The sequence below is a fragment of the Alloalcanivorax marinus genome (genome assembly GCF_016785095.1).
Lineage (GTDB): Bacteria > Pseudomonadota > Gammaproteobacteria > Pseudomonadales > Alcanivoracaceae > Alloalcanivorax > Alloalcanivorax marinus_A.
Window position 1 is genome coordinate 160,625 of sequence record NZ_JAEKJB010000004.1, and the last position, 25,087, is coordinate 185,711.

A 25,087-nucleotide genomic window follows, 5' to 3' on the forward strand; every position below is an offset into this window, starting at 1 on the left:
CTGCCTACCAGAAGGTAGTTTTCTTTTCCATGAATCCCTCATCCAGCACTTACGACAATATCCTCCACTGCACACGGGCGCTGCTGCTCAAGGGTGGATACAACGCGTTCAGCTACGCGGACATCTCCAAGGAAGTCGGCATTCGCAAGGCCAGCATCCATCATCATTTCCCGACCAAGGAGAAGCTGGTGCAGAGCCTGGTGGCCGGTTACCGCGAGGAGGCGGTGCTGGGCATTGCCGAACTTGAACGGCTGACACCGGATCCGCTGCAACAATTACAGGGCTATCTGGGTTATTGGGAAGCCTGTATCGCCGACTCCAGTGCTCCGTTCTGCGTCTGTGCACTGCTCGCCGCGCAGCGGCCCAGCCTGCCGGAATCCGTGGCGCAAGAAGTGAACATGCACTTTCGCACCCTGGAACTCTGGTTGGAGTCGGTTCTTGAACGCGGCCTGCGGCAAGGTCGATTGGTGCTGAGCGCCGCCCCGGATATCGAAGCCCAGGCACTGGTCGCCACGGTTCATGGAGCCATGCTGTCCGCGCGCGCCCATGGTGATGCCGGAGCCTTCAAACGGATCTCCACCGCCACGCTGGCGCGACTGCAGGCATGACCCGTTCGTCCATTTTTATCGCTCCCAAACCTACCATCTAGTAGGTAGCCCCTTCTGTTCGAGGTTACTTTTCCGCATCCTAGGAGAACACCATGTTCGGCATTTCCCCTCTCGGCTGGCTCCACACCCTGGGCAGTCTTCCGGCGATTCCCGCCGCTCTGTATATGCTCATTCGCCACGGTCGAATCGTGCCGGCATCGCTCGCCGGCGGCATCTATTTCGTGGCCATGCTGATCGGCGCCCTGAGCGTATTCCTGGTCACCCACCAGCCGGTGGGTTATGTGATTGGCGGCGCCACGCTGGCACTGCTGCTGGTGGGCTACGGAATCCGGTATCGGGCGGGGTCTGGCGCGGCGCGCTATGTACAAACGATCTGCCTGACCCTGACCGTCTTCCTGCTGATGGTACCGACGGTCAGTGAAACCCTGCGGAGGGTACCGGATGGCCACCCCCTGGTCACCGACCTCCACTCCCCTCTGCTGCTGGGTGCTCAGGGAGTGTTGTTGCTGACGCTGATCGTCGGCCTGGGCGGCCAGATTCTCTACCTGCGCTCTCAGCGCCAGCGCAGCCGAACCCGGACTGACTGAAACAGACCGTTATTGGATCGGTGCCGCCAAGCCGGTGCTCAGAAAAAGCACCAGTTGGCGCAGCATCTCGTCGCGGCCTGGCTCGCCGATCTGCCCGTCGGTGAGATCGTTGAGGCGGCCCAGGTCGTTGAGCATGAACATATAGGTGCCGACCAGGAACGCCATGCGCACGCTGATCACCTGGCGCGGAATGCCGGGCAGCGCTTCGGCCAGGGCCTGTATATAGCGGCGCAGGGAGTCGTCATAGACCTCCCGGCGCAGACGCAGCGCATACTCCGCCGGTTCCGCGTGCAGCCGTGCCTGCAGACGCACGAAGGCGGCGCCGCCGGGACCGCTGTACTTCATGTCCCATTGGGGTTTGAGGTAGGCGTGGATCAGTTGCGGCACGGTGGGGCGGCCGTCGTCGGCCAGCAGCGCATCCAGCAGCTCATGGCGGGCCCGGGAGATGACGCCGCCGTGGCGGCGGTAGACGGCGTTGAACAGCTCATCCTTGGTGCCGAAATAGTAACGGATCATGTTCTGGTTGACGTCCGCCGCCCGAGCGATGTCGCGCACCTTGGTGCCGGCGAAGCCGTGCTCGGCGAACGCCAGCTCCGCCTGATCCAGAATCACCTCGCGCACCGCCTGGTCGTCCTTGGGCCGCCCCGGCCCGCGCCGTTTACGGGTTACCTTCTGTTCCGTCATGGCCTTGCCTGGCTCCCTCATCAACCTGTTTCGTCAGCGCCCGGGCGCGATGACGCTGCACGGTAACTGAGTTCACCGCAAATTGGCAGCACCGACCACGATCACGGCAGCAGGTTATCGACCATGAAGTCGATGAACACTCGCAGCTTGGGGGATGGATAGCGGCTGGAAGGCCAGAGAACGCGAAACACGCCGCGTTGCTCAAGCACCTCGTCCAGCACACTGATCAGTGTTCCCGCCGCCCGTTGCGGGCGCACGGCGAAATCCGGCAGACAGGCCAGACCGAGCCCCTGCTCGGCCATGAACAGCAAAGGCTCGATGGCGTTGGCCACCGTGACCGTGGTCATGGCATCCACCAGACCAGCGTCATCGCCGGTGAGCGGCCAGGGCTCCAGCTTGCCGGTGGTCGGGTAGCGGTGGCGCAGCGCCCGATGGCTGGCCAGATCCGCCGGTGTGCGCGGCACGCCATGACGCTGGAAATACGCCGGCGCGCCCACCAGGTGGAACCGGAAAGTGCCCAGGGTGCGCGTGACCAGACGGGAATCACTGACCTCGCCGGTGCGAATCACCGCGTCGAAGCCCTCGTCGATGACCTCCACCATGCGGTCGGAAAAATCCAGATCCAGCTCGATGTCCGGCCAGGCCCGGGTAAAGGCGGACAGGGTTGGCATCATCAACATGCCCACCAAGGGGAGGCTGACCTTCAGCACCCCCTCCGGCCGGTCACGCATACGGGAAAGCTCCAGCTCGGCGGCCTCCAGCTCACCAAGAATCCGGCGGCAACGCTCCAGGAACAGCTGCCCTTCCGGGGTCAGCGTGATAGCCCGGGTGGAGCGGTGAAAAAGGCGCACGCCAAGCCGGTCCTCCAGCCGCGCCACCGCCTTGCCCACCGCCGAGGAGGACAGCCCCAGTTGGCGGCCGGCGGCGGTGAAGCCACGGGTCTCCGCCGCCTTCACGAAGACGTTCAGGGCACCGGGACTGTCCAGAGGAATCGACATAATGCGGACATTTTAGTCCGAAGTATGCGGAATTACAGCCTGTTTTTCCGAATTCGACGGCGTGGCACTTTTGCCGCTGATTCCACCCGAGACGAGGTTCAATGTGATTTCCACCACCCGGACTCCCGGCGCCGCCACCGGCGGCCTGCCCTTGAACGGCCTGCTGGCGCTGGCCACCGCCGCATTCATCACCATTCTCACCGAAGCCCTGCCCGCCGGGCTGTTGCCGGGCATCAGCGCCGGCCTCGGCGTGCCGGAATCCGCCGCCGGGCAGCTTGTCACCGTCTATGCGGTGGGCTCCCTGGTGGCGGCGATACCGCTGACCGTTCTGACCCGGGGGTTGAACCGCCGGCCCCTGCTCCTCACCGCCCTGGCCGGCTTTCTGATCGCCAACACCATCACCGCGCTGTCCGGCAGCTATGCGCTCACCCTGGTAGCGCGTTTTATCGCCGGTGTCTCCGCCGGCCTGCTTTGGGCACTGGCGGCGGGCTACGCCGCCCGTCTGGCGCCCGCGCCGCTGAAAGGCCGGGCCATCGCCATCGCCATGGCGGGCACGCCGCTGGCGCTGTCACTGGGCGTGCCCGGCGGCACCTTTCTTGGCTCCCTGATTGGCTGGCGCGCCTGCTTCGGGCTGATCAGCGGACTGTGCGTGGTGTTGATTGTGTGGATCATGGCCGCCCTGCCGGATTTTTCCGGCGAAGCCGCCGGCGAGCGCAAGCCGCTCAAGGGGGTCCTGATGCTGCCCGGCGTGCGCGCGGTGCTGCTGGTGGTGCTCGGCTTCGTGGTCGCCCACAACCTGCTTTATACCTACATCGCCCCCTTTCTCCAGGCGCTCAATATGGCCGAACAAGCCGACCGGGTGCTGCTGGTGTTCGGGATCACCTCGCTGGCCGGCATCGCGGTGGTGGGGGCCCTGATCGACCACTGGCTGCGGACCCTGACGCTGGCCAGCATCCTGCTGTTCGCGGTTGCCGCCGTACTCCTGGCGGTGGCCGCAGGCATGCCATCACTGGTGTACGGGGCCATCGCCCTGTGGGGGCTGGCGTTCGGCGGTGCCGCCACCCTCTTCCAGACCGCCAGCGCCAAGGCCGCCGGGCCGGCGGCGGATCTGGCCCAGTCCATGCTGGTCACGGTGTGGAACACGGCCATCGCCGGTGGCGGGCTGATCGGCGGGCTGTTGCTGGAGGCTGCCGGTGTCGACGCCTTCGCGCCGGCCCTGCTGCTCCTGCTGGCCTGTGCCTTCGGCGTTACCCTGGCCTCGACGCACGGGTTTCCGCGCCGGCCATCACCACGCTGAGACGCGGCCCTGCATTTTCTTTTGGTTGAAAGCCTTGCCATACGTCCGTCGTTCCCCATCTCTGTGCCAGAACGGCAAGGGTGCGAGGGAATTCCATGGGAAAGAAGATTGCGGTGATTCTGGGCAGTCCGGATCCGGCGAGTCTCTGTCGCGCGCTGGCGGACCGCTATGCGGAAAGCGCGGAACAGGCCGGGAATGAGGTGCGGTATTTTCGCTTGGGCGAGATCGAGTTTGACCCGATCTTGCGTCATGGCTACAACCAGCGCCAGGAGTTGGAACCTGGCTTGCTGGAGATCAAGGACGCGTTCACCTGGGCTGAGCATGTGGTGTTGGTGTTCCCGGTATGGTGGGGTTCCATGCCGGCCATCATGAAAGGCATGTTCGACCGTGTCTTCCTGCCTGGTTATGCCTTCAAGTATCGCGAGAACTCCCAGCTCTGGGACAAGCTGCTGGCAGGGCGCTCAGCGCATGTGATCACCACCATGGATACGCCCCCCTGGTACTTCAAGCTGGTGTACCGTAGCCCGGCCCACAACCAGATACGTAGAACGATTCTGGAATTCGTTGGCATCAAACCGGTTGAAATGACGGTGCTGGGCCCGGTGCGGTATGCGTCGGATGCCAAGCGGCGAACATGGCTGGATCGCATGTCCGCGTTTGCCCGCAAGGCCTGATGGAAGGCGCCGAGATTCAAACTTCCGGGTAAGCGGCTACTTCGAGGAAACCCGACCGCGGCGAATCGGCGTTGGCGACAGGCACGCATGAGGCCGATGGGCTATGCCCGGCGCCGCGGGGGACCAGGGCTGGAGGGCGGAGGCCACGAAAAAAGGCGCCGCGAGGGCGCCTTTTCGATGTGGCGGAGAGGGTGGGATTTGAACCCACGGAGGACGCAAATCCTCGGCGGTTTTCAAGACCGCTGCATTCAACCACTCTGCCACCTCTCCGGTCGGCGCACATGATACCTGAGCGGCTCCGGCAGTCAACGCCCGCACGTCAAGAAACCTGTCCTAACTGTGTGATTCAACGGGAAAATCTTGATTTTGGCGCGGGCGTCCCTATTATCCGGGGGAGACCCACAAGCAATGAGTCCAATTATGAGTAACCATCCGAATCCCTATGCGTCACCGGTTCGTGCCGGTGGCACCCAGGTCAGCGGTGAGCGCGCCGCTCAGGTGCTGAAAAACACCTACATGCTGTTGGGCCTGTCCCTGATCGCCGCCACCGGCGCGGCGATGTTCGCCATGTCCGCGGGGATCGGTTACATGAACCCGTTCGTGACCATTGGCGTGTATTTCGTGCTGCTGATCGCCACCAACATGCTGCGCAACAGCGGCTGGGGCATTCTTGCCGTGTTCGGTCTGACCAGCTGGCTGGGCTTCACCACCGGGCCGCTGATCAACATGTACGCACAGATCAACGGTGGCATGGAAATCGTGTCCCTGGCCCTGGGCGGCACCGCCACCATCTTCGTGGTGATGTCCGCCATCGCCCTGGTGACGCGCAAGGATTTCAGCTTCCTCACCAACTTCCTGATGGTGGGCCTGATCGTGGCGTTCCTGGCCGGGCTGGCGGCGGTGTTCTTCAACATTCCGGCGCTGTCGCTGGCGGTGTCCGCCGCTTTCGTGCTGCTGTCGTCCCTGCTGATCCTGTGGCAGACCAGCGCCATCGTGCACGGCGGTGAAACCAACTACATCATGGCCACGGTCACCCTGTTCGTGTCCATCTACAACCTCTTCCTGTCCCTGCTGAACATTCTTACCGCGCTAAGCGGGAATGACTGAGTTCAGTGTTCTGGTGACCGCCGGGCCCCAACGGCCCGGCGCCCTCACCGCCCTGCACACCGCCCGCGCCATCCAGGCTTCCCCCTACTCCCTGTACCGGCTGTTCTTCTACGGCGACGGCGTGCTGCTGGCCAACCGCTATCTTCACGAAGCGGGCCCCGCCGGCGACACCGCCCGGGCCTGGCAGGACTGGGTCGCCAGCGAGCGGCCCCCGGCCACGGTGTGCGTGGGCGCCGCCCAGAAACGGGGCCTGATCAGCGACAATCTGGCCGAGGGTTTCGCCCTGGCGGGCCTGGGTGACTGGGTGGATGCCCTGGGCCATGCCGGCCGGGTGGTGCACTTTGGCTGATTCCGTTCTCTATATCGTTCAGGGTGCGGCTGGGCGCGACAGCCGCTGGCGGGATGCCGTGGAGATGGCGCTCACAAGCGCCGCCTTCGCCCTGCCCACCCGGGTATGGCTGGGCCCGGACGCGGTGGCCGCCCTCGCCCGCCGCGACGACGGCGACGCCTTGCTCGCCGAACTGACGGATTTCGGTGTTAGCTGCGTGGCCGACCTGGCCCATCGCGGCGCCGGCGCTCCCACGGCCATTGCATGGCTCGACACCGGCGACCTGAATGCCCTGCGCGACCAGGCCGCGCAGATTATCGTGTTGTCCTGAGAGAGCCGCCATGCTGCATGTGATTGCCTTCGACGATCCGGACGGTGCCCTGGCCCGCCAGTGCCTGGCGCTGTACCGGGACGGCGATGTCTGTGTGTTCGCCGACGGTGGCGCCCTGGTGGCGGCGGCTTTCCCGCTGCGCGGCCCCGGCTATCTGCTTGAGGGCGGCGCGCCGGCGGCCCGCCCCGCCGCCCTGGAGACCATCGACCACGCCCGCTTCGTGACACTGATGGCGGAACACGGGCCGGTGACGAGCTGGTACCCTTGAGACCATGACCGAACATTCCTTTGCTCCTTTTGTCCGCACCTTGGGGCGCGGTAAACGTGCCCGCCGCAGTCTGACCCGGGAAGAAGCCGCCGAGGCCATGGCGATGATCCTGGAGGGCCATGCCACCGACGCCCAGGTGGGTGCCTTCCTGATGCTGTTGCGGGTCAAGGAGGAAACCCCGGAAGAGCTGGCCGGCTTTCTCGACGCTTGCCGGCCACGCTGCGCCGAACGGCTGGCGGACCTGCCGGCGGTGGATGTGGACTGGCCCAGCTATGCGGGCAAGAAGAAGCACCATCCGTGGTATCTGGCCGCCGCCCGTTTACTGGCCGGCCACGGGCTGCGCATTCTCATGCACGGCGGCCCCGCCCATACGCCCCAGCGACGCTACAGCGACGATATGCTGGCGGAGCTGGGCATGCCGTTACCCGGCTCCGTGGGCGAGGCCGCTGCGCAACTGGCCAACGGCGGGTTCACCTTCCTCGATCTGAAGCATTTTTGCGCGCCTCTCGCCCCGCTGCTGATGATGCGCTTCGAACTGGGTCTGCGCTCGCCGATCAATACCCTGGCGCGCAGCCTTAATCCGTCGGGCGCGCCGCTGAGCATGCAGAGCGTATTCCACCCGGCCTATCTGGAGCTGCACCTGGGCGCCTCGACGCTGTGCGGCGATCGGGACCTGCTGCTGTTCAAGGGCGAAGGCGGTGAGCCGGAGATACGTCCGGACGCACGCACCGCGCTCACCGGACTGCGCCACGGCCAGCCCGCCGAGGCGGTGCTGGACGCCGCTTTGCCCCGCCAGGCGCCGCCGGGCGAGGTATCGCCGGCCCACGTGCGCGCGGTGTGGCGCGAGAAGGCGGAGGACGCCTACGGCGTGGCGGCGATTCGTGGCACCGTGGCCACGGTGCTGTGGGGTCTGGAGAAGGTGGACACGCTGGAAGCCGGCCTGCGGGCCGCCGAGGCCCTCTGGGAAGCCCGCGACCGCCAGGCACTCTGAAACGCCCGGGTTTGCCGTAGGAGCGACTTTAGTCGCGATGATGTTGGCACCGAGGCTGATCGCGACTGAAGCGGAATGCCGCCCAGTCGCTCCTACGCACGAGGAAACGAGGCAGGCGCGGCCGCTCGGCGTTCGGTTTCAGTGGAACCAGCGGTAGCGCGGGTGCAGGCCCACCACGCCGCCGACGATGATCAGGGTGGGCGCGTGGATTTCCCGCCCTTCCACCGCGTCCGGCAAATCCGCCAGGGTGCCGGTGATTACTTCCTGCAGGTCGGTGGTACCCCGGGACACCAGCGCGATGGGCGTGGCCGGGTCGCGGCCGTGTTCCATCAACCGCGCGCAGATTTGCCGCAGCCCCACCAACCCCATGTAGAACACCAGCGTCTCGTTGGGCGCCATCAGCCCGGCCCAGTCCAGGTCCACACTGCCGTCCTTGCGGTGGCCGGTGACGAAACGCACCGACTGGGCATGGTCCCGGTGGGTCAGCGGGATGCCGGCGTAAGCGGCGCAGCCACTGGCGGCGGTGATGCCGGGCACCACCTGGAAGTCGATGCCGGCGGCCACCACCTTTTCCAGTTCCTCGCCGCCGCGCCCGAAAATAAAGGGGTCACCGCCCTTCAGGCGGCACACTTTTTTCCCTTGGCGGGCGTAGTGCACCAGCAGGTCGTTGATGTTGTCCTGGGGCAAGGTGTGGCGGTCGCGGGCCTTGCCCACGTAGACCTTCTCGGCGTCGGCGCGGGCCAGGGCGACGATCTCCGGGGCCACCAGGCGGTCATAGAGCACCACGTCCGCTTTGTCGAGCAGATGCAGGGCGCGGAAGGTGAGCAGGTCCGGGTCGCCGGGGCCGGCGCCCACCAGGTAGACCTCTCCGGTGGCGCCAGCGGGCCGGGCCGAGGCGTGCTCGATGGCCTGACGCAAACCGGCTTCGGCCTCGGATTCATGGCCGGACAGCACGCGCTCCTCCAAGGGGCCGTTCAACTGCGCCTCCCAGAAGGCTTCCCGGTCCCGGCGCACCGGCAGCCGCCGTGCCAGCGGCGCGCGGAACCGGCCCAGCAGGTGTGCCAGCCGGCCCCAACGGGCCGGCAGCCAGGCTTCCAGACGAGCGCGCAAGCGGCGTACCAGCACCGGTGACACCCCGGAGGAACTGATCGCCACGAACAGCGGGTCGCGGTCGATCAGCGCCGGGAACACGAAGCTGCTGAGTTGCGGGCGATCCACCACATTCACCGGCAGGCCGCGCTCGTCGGCGAGCCGCGCCAGGGCTTCGTTGGCATCGCCGTCGTCGGTGGCGGCCACCACCAGCCGCACGCCTTCCAGATCGGCGGTCGCCACCGATCGCGCCCGGTACTCACCACCTCCCTGTTCCACCAGAGCACGCAAATCCTCACGGCAACGGGGCGCCACCAGACGCACTTTGGCGCCCGCCTTGTACAGCAGGCGGGATTTACGCAGGGCACTGTCGCCACCACCGGCCACCAGTACGATGGCCCCGGCAAGCTTCAGTCCCAGGGGCAGAAAGTCCATGGTCGCAGGCCTCAGACCAGGCGTTCCAGGCCGCGCATGTAGGGCCGCAGGGCCTCGGGCACGGTCACGGAACCGTCTTCGTTCTGGTAGTTTTCCAGGATCGCCACCAGGGCACGCCCCACCGCCAGTCCGGAGCCGTTCAGGGTATGCAGCAGCTCCGGCTTGCCGGTCTCCGGGTTACGCCAGCGCGCCTGCATGCGGCGTGCCTGGTAATCGCGGAAGTTGGAGCAGGAAGAAATTTCCCGATAGCGTTGCTGGCTGGGCAGCCACACCTCGATGTCATAGGTCTTGGCGGCGGAAAAGCCAAGGTCGCCGCCACACAGCACCACCACCCGGTACGGAAGATCCAGCTTTTTCAGGATTGCCTCGGCGTGGCCGGTGAGCGCCTCCAGGGTGGCCTCGGACTCTTCCGGGCGCACCAGTTGCACCAGCTCCACCTTCTCGAACTGATGCTGGCGGATCATGCCCCGGGTGTCCTTGCCGTGGCTGCCGGCCTCGGAGCGGAAACAGGGCGTATGGCAGGTGTAGCGGCGCGGCAGCGTGTCGGCGTCGACAATTTCGTCGGCGGCCAGGTTGGTGACCGGCACTTCGGCGGTGGGGATCAGATACAGCTCCCGCTCGCCGCGCATCTTGAACAGGTCGTCCTCGAACTTGGGCAACTGGCCGGTGCCGCGCAAGGCCTCCGGGCCCACCAGGTATGGGACATAGACTTCCTGATAGCCGTGTTCACCGGTGTGGGTGTCGAGCATGAAGTCGATCAGCGCCCGGTGTAGCCGCGCCAGTTGGCCGGTCATCACCGCGAAGCGGGCGCCGGACAGTTTGCTGGCACGCTCGAAATCCAGCGCGCCGGCGCCCAGGTTCTCGCCCACGTCCACATGATCCTTGGGCTCGAAATCGAACGACCGGGGCGTGCCCCACTGGCGCACTTCCACGTTGTCGTCCTCGTCGGAGCCGGCGGGCACTTCCTCCACCGGCACATTGGGCACGCCCATCAGGAAGTCACGGATCTGTTCCTGGATCGCCTTGGCACGCTCCACCTCGCCGTCGAGCTGATCGTCGATTTCCTTGAGGGTTTCCGCCACCTTGGCCTTGGCCGCGTCCACCTCCATACCGGACTTGATCAGCTCGCCGACTTCCCTGGAGGCTTTCTTGCGCTGGGCCTGCAGGTCCTGGGAGCGCACGTCGGCGTCCTTGCGGCGGGCATCGAGAGCGCGGAACGCGTCCAGATCCAGTTCATAGCCTCGCTTCCTGAGCGCCTCGGCGATGGCTTCGCCGTCCTGGCGCAGCGCGCGGATATCAAGCATGTTCGGGTCCCCTCGGGAAACAGTCGGTGATTCATCGGTCGGGCGTCTGGGCGCCGGGGTGCAAAGCTTAGCAAAAAGCGCGGCGGGAGGCTGCAAGGGGCGAGCCACAAGCTGCACGGCTGTCGCGGCTGAAGCCGCTCCCTAAGGAGGGTTCTTCGTTGTAGCAGCGGTTCAGCCACGATGGGAGGCTGGCACGGCCTCGGCGAAGCTCAGTCGTCGTATCGATGCCAGTCCGCGTCGGAGTTTTGCTGGCGCAGGCGGCGCAGCTTCTCGGCGATGCGGATTTCCAGGCCGCGCTCCACCGGCTCATAAAGACGGGTGTCACGCAGTTCCTGCGGGAAATAGTTCTCACCGGGCACGAACGCCTCCGGGAAGTCATGGGCGTAGTGGTATTCCGCGCCGTAGCCTTCCGCTTTCATCAGCTTGGTGGGGGCATTACGCAGGTGCAGCGGAACCTCATTGCTGGGGTTGCGGGCGACCAGATCCCGGGCCTGGTTGTAGGCGGTGTAAACCGCGTTGCTCTTGGCCGCCACCGCCAGATAGGCGATCGCCTGGGCCACCGCCAGTTCCCCTTCCGGGCTGCCCAGGCGCTCCTGCACGTCCCAGGCGTTCAGGCACAGGGTGAGCGCCCGGGGATCGGCGTTGCCGATGTCCTCGCTGGCCATGCGTACCACCCGGCGAGCGAGATAGAGCGGGTCGCAGCCGCCGTCCAGCATGCGCGCGAACCAGTACAGGGCGGCGTCCGGATCGGAGCCGCGCACCGCCTTGTGCAGGGCGCTGATCTGGTCGTAGAAGACGTCGCCGCCCTTGTCGAAGCGGCGCACCGCGTCGCGCAGCACTTCTTCCATCAGCGGTCGGTCGATGACGGCGGCGTCGCCGCTGCCCTCGGCCAGGTCCACGGCGATTTCCAACATGTTGAGCAGGCGCCGGGCGTCGCCATCGGCGTAGCCAAGCAGCAGGTCGCGGGCGTCGTCGGCCAGCTCGATGCCGGCCAGCTCCGGTTCGCGCAGGGCCCGTTCCAGCAACCCGGCCAGATCCTCCCGCTCCAGGGAACGCAGGCGGTAGACCCGGGCCCGGGACAGCAACGCATTGTTGAGTTCGAAGGACGGATTTTCCGTGGTGGCGCCGATGAAGATCACCGTGCCCTCCTCCACGTGGGGTAGAAAAGCGTCCTGCTGGGCCTTGTTGAAACGGTGCACCTCGTCCACGAACAGCACCGTGCGCCGGCCCTGGCCGAGCCGCGCCTTGGCCTGATCGACGGCGGCGCGGATGTCCTTCACCCCGGACAGCACCGCCGACAGGGTGATGAATTCCGCGTCCACCACGCTGGCCAGAATCAGCGCCAGGGTGGTCTTGCCGGTGCCCGGCGGTCCCCACAGGATCATGGAATGCAGTTGGCCGCGCTCGGCGGCCTGGCGCAGGGGCTTGCCCGGGCCCACCAGGTGCCGCTGGCCGACGTAGTCATCCAGAGTGGAGGGGCGCAGCCGCGCCGCCAGGGGCTGGGCGTCGCCGCGCTGCTGTTGCTCGAACAGGTCGCTCATTGCTGACGGATGATGTCGGTGCCTTCCGGCGGCTGGAATTTGAAACGCCCCGGGGTGGGCTCGCCGTTGATGGTCAGGTCACGGAAGTCGATCAGGGTCTTCTGGCCAAGGGCGTCTTCCAGGCGCATGGCGCTCGGCGTTTCGCCGTTGAAGGTCACGTCCAGGGTGTCGAACAGGGGATCGCCGGCCTTGGGTCGCAGCCGGTAGGTAACGCGCTCGCCCTGGCGGTCCTGCTCGCTGACGCTGAATGCCCGGGTCACCGCCGAGGGATCACCGCCAAACAGCAACGCCGGCGTTTCACCAAGATCGTCGCTGAGCGGACGCACCACCACCTGTTCCAGGTCCGGGTCGTAAACCCAGACAGTGGCGCCATCGGACACCGCCAACTGCTCATAGGGCCGCTCGGTGTGCCAGTAGAAGCGGTTGCCGCGCGCCACCTCCAGGGTGCCGGCGCTGTCCCGGGCCCGTTCGCCCCCCTCGCCGATCACGGTCTGCTCGAAGTGGCCGGACAGGGCGCGCAGTTGATCGAGCCGGGCCACCAGGTCTTCCGCCGGGCCGGCAAGAGCCAGGGCCGGCAACATCAGGGCAATGATCGAGAAAAATCGCATACGGAGAAAAGTCCTTGTCGGGGGCGGCGTCAGGAAGGCGGTGGCGCCAGCACTTCGCGCTGACCGTTGTGCCCGGCCTCGGACACCACGCCGGCCATTTCCATGGCCTCCACCAGGCGCGCCGCCCGGTTGTAACCGATCTTGAGTTTGCGCTGCACCGACGAAATCGAGGCACGCCGGGACTCGGTGACATAGGCCACCGCCTCGTCGTAGAGCGGGTCGTCCTCCTCGCCACCACCCTCCGGGCTTTCCATCCCCGGCAGGGGCGCGTTGAGATCGCCGCCACCCTCGAGGATTTCCTCCAGGTAGTCCGGCTCGCCGCGCTTGCGCCAGTCATCGCAGACACGATGCACTTCCTCATCTGAGACAAAGGCGCCGTGCACCCGTTCCGGCATGCTGGTGCCGGCGGGCAAATAAAGCATGTCGCCGTGACCCAGCAACTGTTCCGCGCCGCCCTGGTCGAGCACCGTGCGCGAGTCGATCTTGGAGGACACCTGGAAGCCGATCCGCGACGGTACGTTGGCCTTGATCAGGCCGGTGATCACGTCCACCGAGGGGCGCTGGGTAGCGAGGATCAGGTGGATGCCCGCCGCCCTCGCCTTCTGCGCGATGCGCGCGATCAGCTCTTCCACCTTCTTGCCGACGATCATCATCATGTCGGCGAATTCGTCGATGACGATGACGATGTAGGGCAGCTTCTGGGCCAGCGGCGCCTCCTCGTCCAGGTTCATCGGATCATCCGGCTTCCACAGCGGGTCCTTGAGCGGCTCGCCCTTCTTCTCCGCTTCGCTGACCTTGCGGTTATAGCCGGCGATGTTGCGCACGCCCATGGCCGCCATCAGCCGGTAGCGGCGCTCCATTTCGCCGACGCCCCAGCGCAGCGCGCTGGCCGCTTCCTTCATGTCGGTGACCACCGGTGTGAGCAGGTGCGGAATGCCGTCGTAGACCGCCAGTTCCAGCATCTTGGGGTCGATCAGGATCATCCGAACTTCTTCCGGATTGGCCTTGAACATGAGCGACAGCAGCATGGCGTTCAACCCCACCGACTTACCGGAACCGGTGGTACCGGCCACCAGCAGGTGCGGCATCTTGCCCAGATCGGCCATCACCGGGTTGCCGGAGATATCCTTGCCCAGGGCCAGAGTCAGCGGCGAGGACGCGTCGTCGAACATTCGCGAACCCACCACCTCGGTGAGGCGGATCATCTCGCGCTGCTCGTTGGGAATCTCGATGCCCACGGTGGTCTTGCCAGGGATCACCTCCACCACCCGCACACTGATCACCGCCAGGGAGCGGGCCAGATCCTTGGCCAGGTTGGAGATCTTGGACACCTTGATACCCGGCGCCGGCTGAATCTCGAAGCGGGTGATCACCGGACCGGGCTGCACCGCCACCACCTCGGCGTCGATGTTGAAGTCCTTGAGCTTGATCTCCAGCAACCGGGACATGGCGTCCAGGGCTTCCTCGGAGTAGCCCCCCTTGCCTTCGTCCACGGCGTCAAGCAGGGACAGTGGCGGCAGATCGCCGGTGACCTGGGCGGTGAACAGAGTCTGCTGCTTCTCCTTCTGCACCCGTTCGCTTTTCTCCACCGGTCTGGCGGGCTGGGCGATCTTGGGCGGGGTGCGGTTTTCCTGTTTTTTCTTCGCCTCGGTGACCACCTTGGCGCGCTTCTGGCGGGCCTCCCGGGCGGCCTGCTGCTCGGCGCGCTTCTCACGGCGCGCCTCGAACCAGGCCGGCACCTTCTGGCCCAGGGCCAGCACCGCCGCGCCCAGACTCTCCGCCAGGGCGATCCAGGACAGGTCGGTGAACACGGTAACGCCGATCAGGAACAGGGCCACCATCACCAGGGTGCCGCCCAGGGCGTTGAAGGCGTCCAGGGCGGCGCCCCCCACCACATGGCCGAGGATGCCGCCGGCATCCTCCGGTAACGAGAAGCCGCCGCCGGAGAAGTGCATGTAAGCCAGCGCCGTGCCGCTCATCATGGTCAGCACGAAGCCCACCAGCCGCAGGCTGAACAACGGCCAGCTGCCGGCCAGCCCGGCGTGGCGCTCGCGCAGCACGCGACCGGCCCAGAATGCCACCAGCACCGGGAACACATAGGCCATGAACCCGAACAGACCGAGCAGGAGGTCGGCGCAGAACGCGCCGGCGCGACCGCCAGCGTTGTTCACCTGGCCCGCGTCGCCCACGTAGGACCAGCCCGGATCACCACCGTCGTAGGTCACCAGCGCCAACAACAGATACAGGGACAGGGCGATCAGCGCGATCACCAGCCCTTCCATCAGGCCTTTCTTGAGATGGCGGGAAAACCCGGAAACCTCCCCGCCGGATGCTGCCTTTGCCTTGGTCACTTCAGGCCTCTGGGGTTGAGGAGCCGCCGAACAACGCCGCGCGCGCCGGGCTCCTTGAATCTAACGACTTGAAAACCTTGGGATTGTAGTCAATCCGGGGGCCGCCAGCCAGCGCCCCGTGCCGGAGCCGCGCGTCCCTGGCGCCGCCTATCGCGGCCATAGAGTGTACGCCCTTCACGGGCCCGGGGTTTTGTTGTAGTTTGCATTCGCCCTGAAACCCCCTTTTTGGTGGAGGAACCAATGAGCGACGCGCAACACCATCGACTGATCATCCTGGGTTCCGGCCCCGCCGGTTACACCGCGGCGGTGTACGCGGCCCGCGCCAACCTGAAACCGGTGGTGATCACCGGTATCCAGCCCGGCGGTCAGCTCACCACCACCACCGAAGTGGACAACTGGCCCGGCGACGTGGAAGGCCTGCAGGGCCCGGACCTGATGGTGCGGATGCAGCAGCACGCCGAGCGTTTCGAAACCGAGATCCTGTTCGATCACATCAATTCCGTGAGCCTGGATCAGCGCCCCTTCGTGCTCAACGGCGATTCCGGCACCTACAGCTGCGACGCGCTGATCATCGCCACCGGCGCTTCCGCCATGTACCTGGGCCTGGAATCCGAGCAAGCGTTCATGGGCAAGGGCGTGTCCGCCTGCGCCACCTGCGACGGTTTCTTCTATCGTGGCCAGAAGGTGGCGGTGATCGGCGGCGGCAACACCGCCGTGGAAGAAGCGCTGTACCTGTCCAACATCGCCGAGGAAGTGGTGCTGGTGCACCGCCGCGACAAACTGCGCGCGGAAAAAATCCTGCAGGACAAGCTGCTCGCCAAGGACAACATCAAGGTGTTGTGGGACCACACCCTGGATGAAGTACTGGGCGACGACTCCGGCGTCACCGGCATGCGCGTCAAGTCCACCCAGGATGACAGCACCCGGGACCTGGAGCTGCAGGGCGTGTTCATCGCCATCGGCCACAAACCCAACACCGATATCTTCCAGGGCCAGTTGGACATGAACAACGGCTATATCAAGATCCACAGCGGCCTGGACGGCAACGCCACCGCCACCAGCGTGGCCGGGGTATTCGCCGCCGGCGACGTGGCCGACCACGTCTACCGGCAGGCGGTCACCTCCGCCGGTGCCGGTTGCATGGCCGCCCTGGATGCCGAGAAGTACCTGGAGACTCTGGAGGCGTGATTCCCTGGCTGCCGGCCGGCGGTGACTTCCCGCCGCCGGAACACGCCCTGGATGAGCCCAATGGTCTGCTCGCCGCCGGCGGCGATCTGACGCCGGACACCCTGGTGCGGGCCTACCAGCTCGGCATATTCCCCTGGTACGACGCCAGCCAGCCGATCCTCTGGTGGTCCCCCAATCCCCGGTGCGTGTTCCGCCCCGGGGATTTTCATATCAGTCGGCGGCTGCGCCGCCACCTGCGTGGCACCGCCCTCACCTTCCACGGCGACCGGGATTTCGCCGCCGTGCTGGACCACTGCGCCGCTCCCCGGGGCGACGACGGCGGCACCTGGATCACCGCCGAAATGCGTGCCGCCTACCTGCGCCTGCACGGCCTCGGCTATGCCCATTGCCTGACGGTGGACGAGGACGGGGAACTGGCCGGCGGTATTTACGGCGTGCAACTGGGCGGCGTGTTCTTCGGCGAATCCATGTTCTCCACCCGCACCGACGGCTCCAAGAGCGTGCTCGCCATGCTCTGGGCGCTGGCGCCGCGCCTGGGCATCCAGTTGCTGGACGCCCAGGTGGAAAACCCGCACCTGATGCGGCTGGGCGCCTGCCTGATGCCCCGCGCCGACTTCCAACGCGAGCTGGACCGCCTGATTCCGGACCCGTCGCCGCGCCCCTGGCCCAAGGGCCCGTTCCGCTGGCGCGACGACATCTGAGACCTGATCGCGACTGAAGTCGCTCCTACAGGGGGACCTTCTGCCGTAGGAGCGACCGGGCGGCGTTCCGCTTCAGTCGCGATCACCCCGGTCAACGCCCGGCCGTGCCCCGCCGTTCCGCGAACCCGCTATAGAAGGCAATGCTGTCCGGGTTGGCCATGGCGTCCGGGTTCGCCACCTGGTCGATGGACTGCCCCAGCAGCAGCTTCTTGATCGGCAGCTCCATCTTCTTGCCGGTGAGCGTGCGCGGCACGTCCGGGGCGGCGATGATCTCGTTGGGCACATGGCGCGCCGACAGATGATCGCGGATCGCCGCCTTGATGCGCCCGGCCAGCTCCTCGTTCAGCGCCACGCCCTCGCGCAACACCACGAACAGTGGCATGTAGGATTCCCGGCCCAGGTATTCCAGATCCACCACCAGGCTGTCCAGCACCTCCGGAATCTCCTCCACCACCCGATAGATTTCCCCGGTGCCCATGCGGATACCATGGCGATTGATGGTGGTGTCGGAGCGGCCATAGATGATCGCCCCGCCTCGCGGCGTGATGCGAATCCAGTCGCCGTGGCGCCAGATCCCCGGGAACACATCGAAATAGCTGTCCCGGTAGCGCTCGCCACCCTCGTCGTTCCAGAAGTACAACGGCATGGACGGCATCGGCTTGGTGACCACCAGTTCGCCCACCTCGTCATCCAGCAGCTCGCCATTGTCACCCATGGCGTACACCGCCGTGCCCAGATAACGGCACTGCATTTCACCGGGGTACACCGGCAGCGTCGGGCAGGCGCCCACATAGGCGCTGGCCACGTCGGTGCCACCACTGATGGCGGCGATCATGACATCGTCGAACTGGTCCATCAGCCAGCGGTAGCCCTCCTCCGGCAACGGTGAGCCGGTGGAACCGATGGAGCGGATGCGTCCGCTATCCACCCAGTCGCCGGGTCGGATCTCCGCTTTCTTGCAGTTGAGGAAATAGGCGGCGCCGGCGCCGAAGAACGTCATTTCCGTTTCCTCCGCGAAGCGCCACAGAGTGCCCAGATCCGGGTAGCCCGGATTGCCGTCATACAGGCAGATGCTGGCGCCGGTGAGCAGGCCGGACATCTGCGAGTTCCACATGATCCAGCCGGTGGTGGTGAACCACATGTAGCGGTCGTCCGGCCCCAGGTCCAACTGCAAGGCGTGATCCTGCAGCCCCTCCAGCAACGCGCCGCCATGGCCATGCACGATCGGTTTGGGCATGCCGGTGGTGCCGGAGGAATAGACCACCCACAGCGGATGATCGAACGTGACCTGCTCGAAGCGCATCGGCGCCGGTTCGCGCACCAGAGCGTGCCACTGGTGGGCACCGGCCAGCTCGGCATCGCCATTCAGGTACGGCAACAGCACCACCTGCTCCAGGGTCGGCAGTTGGTCGCGCAGACCCTCCACCACCGACAGCCGGTCGAAGTCCTTGCCGCCGTAACGGTAACCGTCCACGGCGATCATCACCTTGGGATCGATCTGCCGGAAGCGGTCCAGCACGCTGCGCGTGCCCATGTCCGGCGAACAGCTGGACCAGATCGCGCCCAGGCTGCTCACCGCGAAAAACGCCACCATGGTTTCCGGCAGGTTGGGCAAGTAGGCCACCACCCGGTCGCCGGGACCCACCCCCAGCGCGCGCAAGCTGTTGGCCAGGGCGCTGATGTGCTCGCGCAGCTCGCCCCAGGTCAAAGTCTGCAGACCACGCAATTCAGAGCGCGACAGAATCGCGGGCCGCTCCGGTTCATCCTCATGGTGGCGGAACACCTGCTCCGCCAGGTTCAGGCGGGCGCCTTCGAACCATTTCGCGCCGGGCATATGATGGCCGTCCAGCACCCGCTCGTAGGGGGCGGAATGGCGGATGTCAAAGTATTGCCAGAGTGATTCGTAGAAGTCTTCCAGATGCTCCACGGACCAGGCCCACAGGCTCTGGTAGTCATCGAAGGCGAGGCCTTTCCCGGCGCTCAGCCAGCGTTGATAGTCGGTGATGCGGGCGTCGGCGATGCGCGACGCATCCGGCCGCCACAGCGGCGCGGGGCTGGTATTTGTCATTCTTGCTCTCCCGGTGCCGGCACGGCGATCGCCAAAAGGAGCGACCGACCCGTCACCGGCGTTGTCGTTGTTTTTACGCCGGCCACACTATAACCGTGGCAAGGAACACAAGTCACCGGCCACCCTGGAGCCACGATGCCAGTGTCACCGCGATACAAGTATCCGCTACACTTGGACCATGAGCGATCTGTCTGAACTCCGCTTCTTCCGCACCCCGGCGCACCCTTGCAGTTATCTCGAGGAGCGTCAGGCGGCGACCCTGTTCGTGGACCCGCAGACGCGGCTCGACGCGGGGCTGTACAGCGAGTTGTCACGGCTGGGCTTTCGGCGTAGCGGCGACTACCTGTACCGCCCCCATTGCGACGGCTGCCGGGCCTGCGTGCCGGCCCGGGTGCGGGTGGCGGATTTCCAGCCCCGGCGGCGCCATAAACGTCTGCGGCGCCGCAACGCCGACCTCACCGTCAGCGAGGAACCGGCCCGCTATACCCGCGAGGTGTACAGCCTGTATGCCCGCTATATTGATCAGCGCCACGGCGACGGTGATATGTTCCCGCCCTCCGAGGAACAATTCACCAGCTTCCTGACCTGCGACTGGGCGGACACCCGCTTCTACTGCTTCCGTGATCCTCGTCGGCGGCTGGTGGCGGTGGCCGTGACCGACCTGCTTGATGACGGCCTGTCGGCGGTCTATACCTTCTTCGACCCGGACCAGCCTGATCGGGGGCTGGGCGTCAATGCCCTGCTCTGGCAGATCGAGGCCGCCCATGCCCGGGGCATGCCTTATCTCTATCTCGGCTATTGGATTCGCCAATGCCAGAAGATGAGCTACAAAAGCCAGTACCAGCCGCTGGAGTTGCTGGACGGCGGTGATTGGCGGGAGCTGCCCGGCCCGGATGCGGAAAGCCGCCGATAAGCCTTTGCAGCACGGTCGCATTTCCGGCACAATTGCGCTCCCTCTCAAGCCGAGATCAGGACATTCACTGGATGGCGAAAGAAGAGCAAATCGAGCTGGAAGGGGTGGTCTTGGAAACCCTTCCGAATACCATGTTCCGCGTCAAGCTGGATAATGGTCATATTATTACCGCCCACATTTCCGGAAAAATGCGCAAGTTCTATATCCGCATTCTCACCGGCGACCGGGTGAAGGTGGAAATGTCGCCCTACGATCTGAGCAAGGGCCGCATCACCTTCCGCATGAAATAACCTTCGCGCCCGCGCGGCGCGAAGCGCTCCCCCGAACCCGGCCCCGCCGGGTTTTTTGGTTTGTGTCCGACGATAAGCGGCCACCCGATGAGCCATAAAAAAGCCCGGCGCGAGGCCGGGCTTGGTAGGAGTCGAAGGACGTTGCCGGGTCAGCAGGTGGCCTCCTCCTCGGAGGCATCCACGGTGAGCACCAGGCCGTCGTCGCCGACCCCGATGTGCACCTGACCGCCCTTGCCCGCCAGTTCGCCGAACAGCAACTTCTCCGCCAGCGGCTTCTTGATCTGCTCCTGGATCAGACGGGCCATGGGACGCGCGCCCATGTCCTTGTCGTAACCCTTCTCGGCCAGCCAGCGGCGCGCCTGCTCGTCCACGTCCAGCACCACCGCTTTCTCGTCGAGCTGGGCCTGCAGTTCCACCAGGAACTTGTCCACCACGCCAAGAATGACCTCCATGGTCAACGGGTTGAACTGGATGATGCCGTCGAGCCGGTTGCGGAATTCGGGCGTGAACACCTTCTTGATCATTTCCATGCCGTCCGAGGACTGGTCCTGGTCGGTGAAGCCGATGGTGCGTTTGTTGAGCACCTCGGCGCCGGCATTGGTGGTCATGATCAGGATCACGTTGCGGAAATCCGCCTTGCGACCGTTGTTGTCGGTCAGCGAAGCGTTATCCATTACCTGCAACAGGATGTTGAACACCTCCGGGTGTGCCTTCTCGATCTCATCGAGCAGCAGCACGCAGTGCGGCGTCTTGGTGATCGCCTCGGTAAGCAGGCCGCCCTGGTCGTAACCGACGTAGCCCGGGGGCGCGCCGATCAGACGGCTGACGGTATGCCGCTCCATGTACTCGGACATGTCGAAGCGCACCAGCTCCACGCCCAGGGCGCGGGCCAGTTGCCGGCTCACCTCGGTTTTGCCGACCCCGGTGGGACCGGCGAACATGAAGGAACCGATCGGCTTGTTGTCCGCCTTGAGACCGGCCCGGGACAGCTTGATCGCCGCGGAGATGGTCTCGATGGCGTCTTCCTGGCCGAACACCGTCATCTTCAGGTCGCGCTCCAGGTTCTGCAGCACTTCCTTGTCGGAGGACGATACCTGCTTGGGCGGAATGCGCGCGATCTTGGCAACGATGGCTTCCACGTCATCCTGATCGATGGTTTCCTTGCGCTCACCCTCGGGCCGCAGCCGCTGCCAGGCGCCCACCTCATCGATCACGTCGATGGCCTTGTCCGGCAGGAAGCGGTCGTTGATGTAGCGGGCACTGAGTTCCGCCGCGGTTTTCAGGGCCGCGTCCGTGTAGCTCACGTTGTGGTGTTTCTCGAAGCGACTCTTGAGCCCCTTGAGGATACCCACCGTGTCTTCCACGGTGGGCTCCACCACGTCGATCTTCTGGAAGCGCCGGGACAGCGCCCGGTCCTTCTCGAAGATGGTGCGGTACTCGGTGAAAGTGGTGGAACCCATGCATTTGAGCTCCCCGGAGGCGAGCAGCGGCTTGAGCAGATTGGAGGCATCCATGACACCGCCGGACGCCGCCCCGGCACCGATGATGGTGTGGATCTCATCGATGAACAGGATGGCGTTGTCCTGCTTGCGCAGCTCCGCCAGCAGGTTCTTCAGCCGCTTCTCGAAATCACCGCGGTATTTGGTACCCGCCAGCAGCGCGCCCAGGTCCAGGGAATAGACCACGGCGTCGAGCAGCGGCTCGGGCACTTTTTCTTCCACGATCATGCGCGCCAGCCCCTCGGCGATGGCGGTCTTGCCGACACCGGGCTCGCCCACCAGCAGGGGGTTGTTCTTGCGCCGGCGGCACAGGATCTGAGCCGCGCGTTCGATCTCGAAGGCGCGCCCCACCAGCGGATCGATGCGATCCGCCCGGGCCAGCTCGTTAAGATTGCTGGCGTAACTTTCCAGGGCGCTGGCCGGGCCACCCTCCACGGTACCCTCACCGTCCTCGCGCTGTTCCATGCCGGGATCGCTGTCTTCCACCTGGGAGATGCCATGGGCGATGAAGTTGACCACGTCAAGGCGATGCACATCCTGGCTGTTGAGCAGGTACACGGCCTGACTTTCCTGCTCGTTGAAGATCGCCACCAGGACGTTGGCGCCGGTGACTTCCTTGTTGCCGGACGACTGCACGCTGAACACCGCCCGTTGCAGCACGCGCTGGAAGCCCAGCGTGGGCTGGGTGTCACGGTCGCCGTCGTCGGGCAGCAGGGGGGTGGAATCGTCAATGAACTGAGTCAGGGCCTCGCGCAGCTCTTCCAGATCGGCGCCGCAAGCGCGCAGGACTTCCACCGCCGCTTCGTTGTCGAGCAGCGCCAGCAGCAGATGTTCCACGGTCATGAACTCATGCCGGTGGCTACGGGCGTGGTGGAAAGCCTCGTTGAGAGTCAGTTCCAGTTCTTTGCTGAGCATAGGCTACCTCACTGCTTGAAGCCCGCTCCGTCGCCGGAGACGTCAGGCCCGTTCGACCTGACACATCAGCGGATGCTGATGTTCGCGGGCGTAGTCGACCACTTGCGCGGCCTTGGTCTCGGCGATGTCCTGGGGATAAACCCCGCACACCGCCTTGCCTCTCGTATGCACCGTCAGCATCACCTGGGTGGCTTGCTCCCGGTCCATGCGAAAGAAGGTTTCCAGCACCTCGACGACGAAATCCATGGGGGTATAGTCGTCGTTCAGCATCATCACCTTGTACATGGGCGGACGCCTGAGTCGAGGCTTGGCCTCCTCAACGGCGGCGTCGTCCTGACGATCGGGGGTTTGCGGCGGCTCCGGGCCGAGCCGCGACACCCGCGACGCCATGGTGAGGACGGCGTTCGACGCGTCCTTGCTTCGAGATGTGGGTTCGTGCTGCCTGTTCATAACCTTCTCTAACGGTTGTATACCCGCTGGCGTCAGCAGGCAATCAACAAATGAGGGGTATCACGGTGTTTTTCAATCCCGGCGGCGGAGGGGTTGACACCCCGCCGACCATAGGGAACAGTTGTTCAAAAACCAACCTATTCTAACTGAGCCGGGGGTGGTTGTGTGGCCCACAGCCAGCGGCCAGAGGGAGCACCATGGCAACGGGAACGGTTAAGTGGTTCAACAACGCCAAGGGATACGGATTCGTGCGGCCCGATGAAGGCGGTGACGACCTGTTCGTACACTACTCCTATATACAGGAAGAAGGATACAAGACCCTGTACGCGGGACAAAGCGTGGAATACGAGCGCCGCGAGGCCAGCAAGGGCTATCATGCGGTGAATCTTAAACCGGGGGACGTGAAGAATGGGGAAGCTCCCTCTTCCCGCCGGCCGGGCAAGGCACGGCGGCGGGATCGGGAAAGCAACGCCGTCTCCCCGGAGTGAGGAGGCCGGCGCGGTGGGCGTTCAGACGCCCATGTGCTCGATCACGGCATCGCCGAACTGAGAACATTTGAGCAGGGTCGCATCGGGCATCAGACGCTCGAAGTCGTAGGTCACGGTCTTGGCGGCGATGGCGCCTTCCATACCCTTGATGACCAGATCGGCGGCGTCGTCCCAGCCCATGTGACGCAGCATCATTTCCGCGGACAGAATCAGCGAACCCGGGTTCACCTTGTCCTGGCCGGCGTACTTCGGCGCGGTGCCATGGGTGGCCTCGAACAGCGCCACGGAACCACCGATGTTGGCGCCCGGCGCGATGCCGATGCCGCCCACTTCCGCCGCCAGGGCGTCGGAGATGTAGTCACCGTTCAGGTTCAGGGTGGCGATCACGCTGTAGTCGGCGGGACGCATCAGGATCTGCTGCAGGAAGGCGTCGGCGATCACGTCCTTGATGACGATGTCCTTGCCGGTGCGCGGGTTCTTCATCACCATCCACGGGCCGCCGTCGAGCAGCTCGGCGTTGAAGCGGTCGCGGGCCAGCTCGTAGCCCCAGTTCTTGAACGACCCCTCGGTGAACTTCATGATGTTGCCTTTGTGCACCAGGGTGACGGAATCCTTGTCGTTGTCGATGGCGTACTGGATCGCCTTGCGCACCAGACGCTGGGTGCCTTCACGGGAAACCGGCTTGATGCCAATGCCACAGCCCTCGGGGAAACGGATCTGGGTAACGCCCATTTCCTCACGCAGGAACTTGATCAGCTTGGTGGCCTCCGGGCTGTCGGCGGCCCACTCGATGCCGGCGTAGATGTCCTCGGAGTTCTCCCGGAAGATCACCATGTCGGTGAGCTCGGGGTGCCGTACCGGGCTGGGCACGCCTTCGAACCAGCGTACCGGGCGCATGCAGGTGTACAGGTCGAGTTCCTGACGTAGCGCCACGTTCAGGGACCGGATACCGCCGCTCACCGGAGTGGTCAGCGGGCCCTTGATGCCGACGGTGAATTCCCGCAGCGCTTCCAGGGTTTCTTCGGGCATCCAGGTGTCCGGGCCGTAGACCTTGGTGGCCTTTTCGCCGGCGAACACTTCCATCCAGTTGATGCCACGCTTCGCCCCGTAGGATTTTTCCACGGCGGCGTCCACTACTTTGATCATCACCGGCGAGATATCGACGCCGATGCCGTCCCCTTCGATATATGGAATGATCGGATGGTTGGGGACATTCAGGGATAGGTCCGCATTTACGGTGATTTTGTCACCGTCTGCCGGAACCGTGATCTTTTGGTATCCCATCTACACTACTCCCTCTGAGAAAAACCGTAGGATTCGGTTGCGGGGCGAGAGTATAGCACCCAGGTGCTACTCTTGCTTGGCTTCCAGCCC

Annotated in this window: 25 protein-coding genes and 1 tRNA gene; 14 read left to right on the forward strand and 12 right to left on the reverse strand. The window is 65.2% G+C overall.

Features of this window, described 5'->3' with window-relative positions; translation table 11 throughout:
* Positions 1 to 29 precede the first annotated feature (29 nt).
* Positions 30 to 608, forward strand: a complete 579-nt coding sequence (locus JF515_RS05425) for a TetR/AcrR family transcriptional regulator (RefSeq protein WP_203101738.1) — start codon at positions 30 to 32, stop codon at positions 606 to 608.
* A 92-nt stretch (positions 609 to 700) separates the two neighbouring features.
* On the forward strand, positions 701 to 1,195 hold the full coding sequence (locus JF515_RS05430; RefSeq protein WP_203101740.1) for a hypothetical protein: 495 nt from the start codon (positions 701 to 703) through the stop codon (positions 1,193 to 1,195).
* Between the two features lie 9 nt (positions 1,196 to 1,204).
* On the opposite strand, the gene JF515_RS05435 is transcribed toward JF515_RS05430, so the two are convergent.
* Positions 1,205 to 1,879: a TetR/AcrR family transcriptional regulator gene (locus JF515_RS05435; RefSeq protein WP_203101742.1), complete on the reverse strand. Its 675-nt coding sequence runs from the start codon at positions 1,877 to 1,879 to the stop codon at positions 1,205 to 1,207.
* A 101-nt stretch (positions 1,880 to 1,980) separates the two neighbouring features.
* The gene (locus JF515_RS05440; RefSeq protein WP_203101744.1) at positions 1,981 to 2,877 is read right to left on the reverse strand and encodes a LysR family transcriptional regulator; all 897 of its coding nucleotides are present in this window, start codon (positions 2,875 to 2,877) and stop codon (positions 1,981 to 1,983) included.
* 103 nt (positions 2,878 to 2,980) lie between these two features.
* Between JF515_RS05440 and JF515_RS05445 the strand changes: the two genes are divergently transcribed.
* Both JF515_RS05445 and JF515_RS05450 read left to right on the forward strand, forming a co-directional pair.
* Positions 2,981 to 4,174 (forward strand): MFS transporter, encoded by a 1,194-nt coding sequence (locus JF515_RS05445; RefSeq protein ID WP_203101747.1) that lies wholly within the window; start codon positions 2,981 to 2,983, stop codon positions 4,172 to 4,174.
* A gap of 95 nt (positions 4,175 to 4,269) precedes the next feature.
* Positions 4,270 to 4,848 carry an NAD(P)H-dependent oxidoreductase gene (locus JF515_RS05450; RefSeq protein WP_203101749.1) on the forward strand — a complete coding sequence of 193 codons (579 nt, stop codon included), beginning with the start codon at positions 4,270 to 4,272 and terminating at the stop codon, positions 4,846 to 4,848.
* Positions 4,849 to 5,028: 180 nt separating this feature from the next.
* On the opposite strand, the gene JF515_RS05455 is transcribed toward JF515_RS05450, so the two are convergent.
* Positions 5,029 to 5,118 (reverse strand) — tRNA-Ser (locus JF515_RS05455).
* A 150-nt stretch (positions 5,119 to 5,268) separates the two neighbouring features.
* Between JF515_RS05455 and JF515_RS05460 the strand changes: the two genes are divergently transcribed.
* From JF515_RS05460 to JF515_RS05480, 5 genes are all read left to right on the forward strand, one after another.
* Positions 5,269 to 5,955: a Bax inhibitor-1/YccA family protein gene (locus JF515_RS05460; RefSeq protein ID WP_238400875.1), complete on the forward strand. Its 687-nt coding sequence runs from the start codon at positions 5,269 to 5,271 to the stop codon at positions 5,953 to 5,955.
* The gene (locus JF515_RS05465; protein WP_203101753.1) at positions 5,948 to 6,304 is read left to right on the forward strand and encodes a DsrE/DsrF/TusD sulfur relay family protein; all 357 of its coding nucleotides are present in this window, start codon (positions 5,948 to 5,950) and stop codon (positions 6,302 to 6,304) included. Before JF515_RS05460 ends, JF515_RS05465 begins: the two co-directional genes overlap by 8 nt.
* A gap of 64 nt (positions 6,305 to 6,368) precedes the next feature.
* A complete protein-coding gene (locus JF515_RS05470) occupies positions 6,369 to 6,614 on the forward strand; it encodes a hypothetical protein (RefSeq protein ID WP_203101755.1) in 246 nt (81 codons plus the stop codon).
* Positions 6,615 to 6,624: 10 nt separating this feature from the next.
* The gene (locus JF515_RS05475; RefSeq protein WP_203101757.1) at positions 6,625 to 6,882 is read left to right on the forward strand and encodes a hypothetical protein; all 258 of its coding nucleotides are present in this window, start codon (positions 6,625 to 6,627) and stop codon (positions 6,880 to 6,882) included.
* Between the two features lie 4 nt (positions 6,883 to 6,886).
* Positions 6,887 to 7,873 (forward strand): glycosyl transferase family protein, encoded by a 987-nt coding sequence (locus tag JF515_RS05480; protein ID WP_203101759.1) that lies wholly within the window; start codon positions 6,887 to 6,889, stop codon positions 7,871 to 7,873.
* A 138-nt stretch (positions 7,874 to 8,011) separates the two neighbouring features.
* On the opposite strand, the gene cysG is transcribed toward JF515_RS05480, so the two are convergent.
* The 5 genes from cysG to JF515_RS05505 all read right to left on the reverse strand — a co-directional run bounded on the left by cysG (position 8,012) and on the right by JF515_RS05505 (position 15,132).
* Positions 8,012 to 9,397, reverse strand: a complete 1,386-nt coding sequence (gene cysG / locus JF515_RS05485; protein WP_203101761.1) for a siroheme synthase CysG — start codon at positions 9,395 to 9,397, stop codon at positions 8,012 to 8,014.
* A gap of 11 nt (positions 9,398 to 9,408) precedes the next feature.
* Positions 9,409 to 10,701, reverse strand: coding sequence for a serine--tRNA ligase (gene serS, locus JF515_RS05490; RefSeq protein WP_203101763.1), 1,293 nt, complete (start codon positions 10,699 to 10,701; stop codon positions 9,409 to 9,411).
* A gap of 209 nt (positions 10,702 to 10,910) precedes the next feature.
* Positions 10,911 to 12,242 carry a replication-associated recombination protein A gene (locus JF515_RS05495; protein ID WP_203101765.1) on the reverse strand — a complete coding sequence of 444 codons (1,332 nt, stop codon included), beginning with the start codon at positions 12,240 to 12,242 and terminating at the stop codon, positions 10,911 to 10,913.
* The gene (gene lolA, locus JF515_RS05500) at positions 12,239 to 12,850 is read right to left on the reverse strand and encodes an outer membrane lipoprotein chaperone LolA (protein WP_203101767.1); all 612 of its coding nucleotides are present in this window, start codon (positions 12,848 to 12,850) and stop codon (positions 12,239 to 12,241) included. The genes JF515_RS05495 and lolA overlap by 4 nt, the downstream gene beginning before the upstream one ends.
* Before the next feature lie 29 nt (positions 12,851 to 12,879).
* Positions 12,880 to 15,132 (reverse strand): DNA translocase FtsK, encoded by a 2,253-nt coding sequence (locus tag JF515_RS05505; protein WP_203101876.1) that lies wholly within the window; start codon positions 15,130 to 15,132, stop codon positions 12,880 to 12,882.
* 309 nt (positions 15,133 to 15,441) lie between these two features.
* Between JF515_RS05505 and trxB the strand changes: the two genes are divergently transcribed.
* Positions 15,442 to 16,389 (forward strand): thioredoxin-disulfide reductase, encoded by a 948-nt coding sequence (gene trxB / locus JF515_RS05510; protein ID WP_203101769.1) that lies wholly within the window; start codon positions 15,442 to 15,444, stop codon positions 16,387 to 16,389.
* A complete protein-coding gene (gene aat / locus JF515_RS05515; RefSeq protein WP_203101771.1) occupies positions 16,386 to 17,090 on the forward strand; it encodes a leucyl/phenylalanyl-tRNA--protein transferase in 705 nt (234 codons plus the stop codon). The genes trxB and aat overlap by 4 nt, the downstream gene beginning before the upstream one ends.
* Before the next feature lie 91 nt (positions 17,091 to 17,181).
* Here the strand turns inward: aat and JF515_RS05520 are convergent, their stop codons facing one another.
* Positions 17,182 to 19,158, reverse strand: a complete 1,977-nt coding sequence (locus JF515_RS05520; RefSeq protein ID WP_203101773.1) for an acetoacetate--CoA ligase — start codon at positions 19,156 to 19,158, stop codon at positions 17,182 to 17,184.
* 178 nt (positions 19,159 to 19,336) lie between these two features.
* Here JF515_RS05520 and JF515_RS05525 point away from each other — a divergent pair, with 178 nt between their 5' ends.
* Entirely contained in the window at positions 19,337 to 20,071 is a 735-nt protein-coding gene (locus JF515_RS05525) for an arginyltransferase (RefSeq protein WP_203101775.1), read from the forward strand.
* A 71-nt stretch (positions 20,072 to 20,142) separates the two neighbouring features.
* Complete coding sequence (infA, locus tag JF515_RS05530; RefSeq protein ID WP_203101777.1) at positions 20,143 to 20,361, forward strand: translation initiation factor IF-1; 219 nt, start codon at positions 20,143 to 20,145, stop codon at positions 20,359 to 20,361.
* Positions 20,362 to 20,510: 149 nt separating this feature from the next.
* Here infA and clpA read toward each other — a convergent pair whose 3' ends face one another.
* Both clpA and clpS read right to left on the reverse strand, forming a co-directional pair.
* Positions 20,511 to 22,775: an ATP-dependent Clp protease ATP-binding subunit ClpA gene (gene clpA, locus JF515_RS05535; RefSeq protein ID WP_203101779.1), complete on the reverse strand. Its 2,265-nt coding sequence runs from the start codon at positions 22,773 to 22,775 to the stop codon at positions 20,511 to 20,513.
* 42 nt (positions 22,776 to 22,817) lie between these two features.
* Positions 22,818 to 23,165: an ATP-dependent Clp protease adapter ClpS gene (clpS, locus tag JF515_RS05540; protein WP_203101878.1), complete on the reverse strand. Its 348-nt coding sequence runs from the start codon at positions 23,163 to 23,165 to the stop codon at positions 22,818 to 22,820.
* Positions 23,166 to 23,422: 257 nt separating this feature from the next.
* Between clpS and JF515_RS05545 the strand changes: the two genes are divergently transcribed.
* Entirely contained in the window at positions 23,423 to 23,713 is a 291-nt protein-coding gene (locus JF515_RS05545) for a cold shock domain-containing protein (RefSeq protein ID WP_203101787.1), read from the forward strand.
* 21 nt (positions 23,714 to 23,734) lie between these two features.
* Here JF515_RS05545 and icd read toward each other — a convergent pair whose 3' ends face one another.
* Positions 23,735 to 24,997 carry an NADP-dependent isocitrate dehydrogenase gene (gene icd, locus JF515_RS05550; protein ID WP_203101789.1) on the reverse strand — a complete coding sequence of 421 codons (1,263 nt, stop codon included), beginning with the start codon at positions 24,995 to 24,997 and terminating at the stop codon, positions 23,735 to 23,737.
* Positions 24,998 to 25,087 lie beyond the last annotated feature (90 nt).

Coding starts and splice junctions, on each gene's coding strand:
- trxB (WP_203101769.1), top strand. CDS start 15,442: ATGAGCGACGCGCAACACCATCGACTGATCATCCTGGGTTCCGGCCCC.
- JF515_RS05545 (WP_203101787.1), top strand. CDS start 23,423: ATGGCAACGGGAACGGTTAAGTGGTTCAACAACGCCAAGGGATACGGA.
- JF515_RS05505 (WP_203101876.1), bottom strand. CDS start 15,132: ATGGAAGGGCTGGTGATCGCGCTGATCGCCCTGTCCCTGTATCTGTTG.
- JF515_RS05495 (WP_203101765.1), bottom strand. CDS start 12,242: ATGAGCGACCTGTTCGAGCAACAGCAGCGCGGCGACGCCCAGCCCCTG.
- JF515_RS05470 (WP_203101755.1), top strand. CDS start 6,369: ATGGCGCTCACAAGCGCCGCCTTCGCCCTGCCCACCCGGGTATGGCTG.
- clpA (WP_203101779.1), bottom strand. CDS start 22,775: ATGCTCAGCAAAGAACTGGAACTGACTCTCAACGAGGCTTTCCACCAC.
- JF515_RS05450 (WP_203101749.1), top strand. CDS start 4,270: ATGGGAAAGAAGATTGCGGTGATTCTGGGCAGTCCGGATCCGGCGAGT.
- serS (WP_203101763.1), bottom strand. CDS start 10,701: ATGCTTGATATCCGCGCGCTGCGCCAGGACGGCGAAGCCATCGCCGAG.
- JF515_RS05525 (WP_203101775.1), top strand. CDS start 19,337: ATGAGCGATCTGTCTGAACTCCGCTTCTTCCGCACCCCGGCGCACCCT.
- clpS (WP_203101878.1), bottom strand. CDS start 23,165: ATGGCGTCGCGGGTGTCGCGGCTCGGCCCGGAGCCGCCGCAAACCCCC.
- JF515_RS05475 (WP_203101757.1), top strand. CDS start 6,625: ATGCTGCATGTGATTGCCTTCGACGATCCGGACGGTGCCCTGGCCCGC.
- JF515_RS05465 (WP_203101753.1), top strand. CDS start 5,948: ATGACTGAGTTCAGTGTTCTGGTGACCGCCGGGCCCCAACGGCCCGGC.
- lolA (WP_203101767.1), bottom strand. CDS start 12,850: ATGCGATTTTTCTCGATCATTGCCCTGATGTTGCCGGCCCTGGCTCTT.
- JF515_RS05435 (WP_203101742.1), bottom strand. CDS start 1,879: ATGACGGAACAGAAGGTAACCCGTAAACGGCGCGGGCCGGGGCGGCCC.
- JF515_RS05480 (WP_203101759.1), top strand. CDS start 6,887: ATGACCGAACATTCCTTTGCTCCTTTTGTCCGCACCTTGGGGCGCGGT.
- icd (WP_203101789.1), bottom strand. CDS start 24,997: ATGGGATACCAAAAGATCACGGTTCCGGCAGACGGTGACAAAATCACC.
- JF515_RS05460 (WP_238400875.1), top strand. CDS start 5,269: ATGAGTAACCATCCGAATCCCTATGCGTCACCGGTTCGTGCCGGTGGC.
- infA (WP_203101777.1), top strand. CDS start 20,143: ATGGCGAAAGAAGAGCAAATCGAGCTGGAAGGGGTGGTCTTGGAAACC.
- JF515_RS05430 (WP_203101740.1), top strand. CDS start 701: ATGTTCGGCATTTCCCCTCTCGGCTGGCTCCACACCCTGGGCAGTCTT.
- JF515_RS05425 (WP_203101738.1), top strand. CDS start 30: ATGAATCCCTCATCCAGCACTTACGACAATATCCTCCACTGCACACGG.
- JF515_RS05520 (WP_203101773.1), bottom strand. CDS start 19,158: ATGACAAATACCAGCCCCGCGCCGCTGTGGCGGCCGGATGCGTCGCGC.
- cysG (WP_203101761.1), bottom strand. CDS start 9,397: ATGGACTTTCTGCCCCTGGGACTGAAGCTTGCCGGGGCCATCGTACTG.
- JF515_RS05440 (WP_203101744.1), bottom strand. CDS start 2,877: ATGTCGATTCCTCTGGACAGTCCCGGTGCCCTGAACGTCTTCGTGAAG.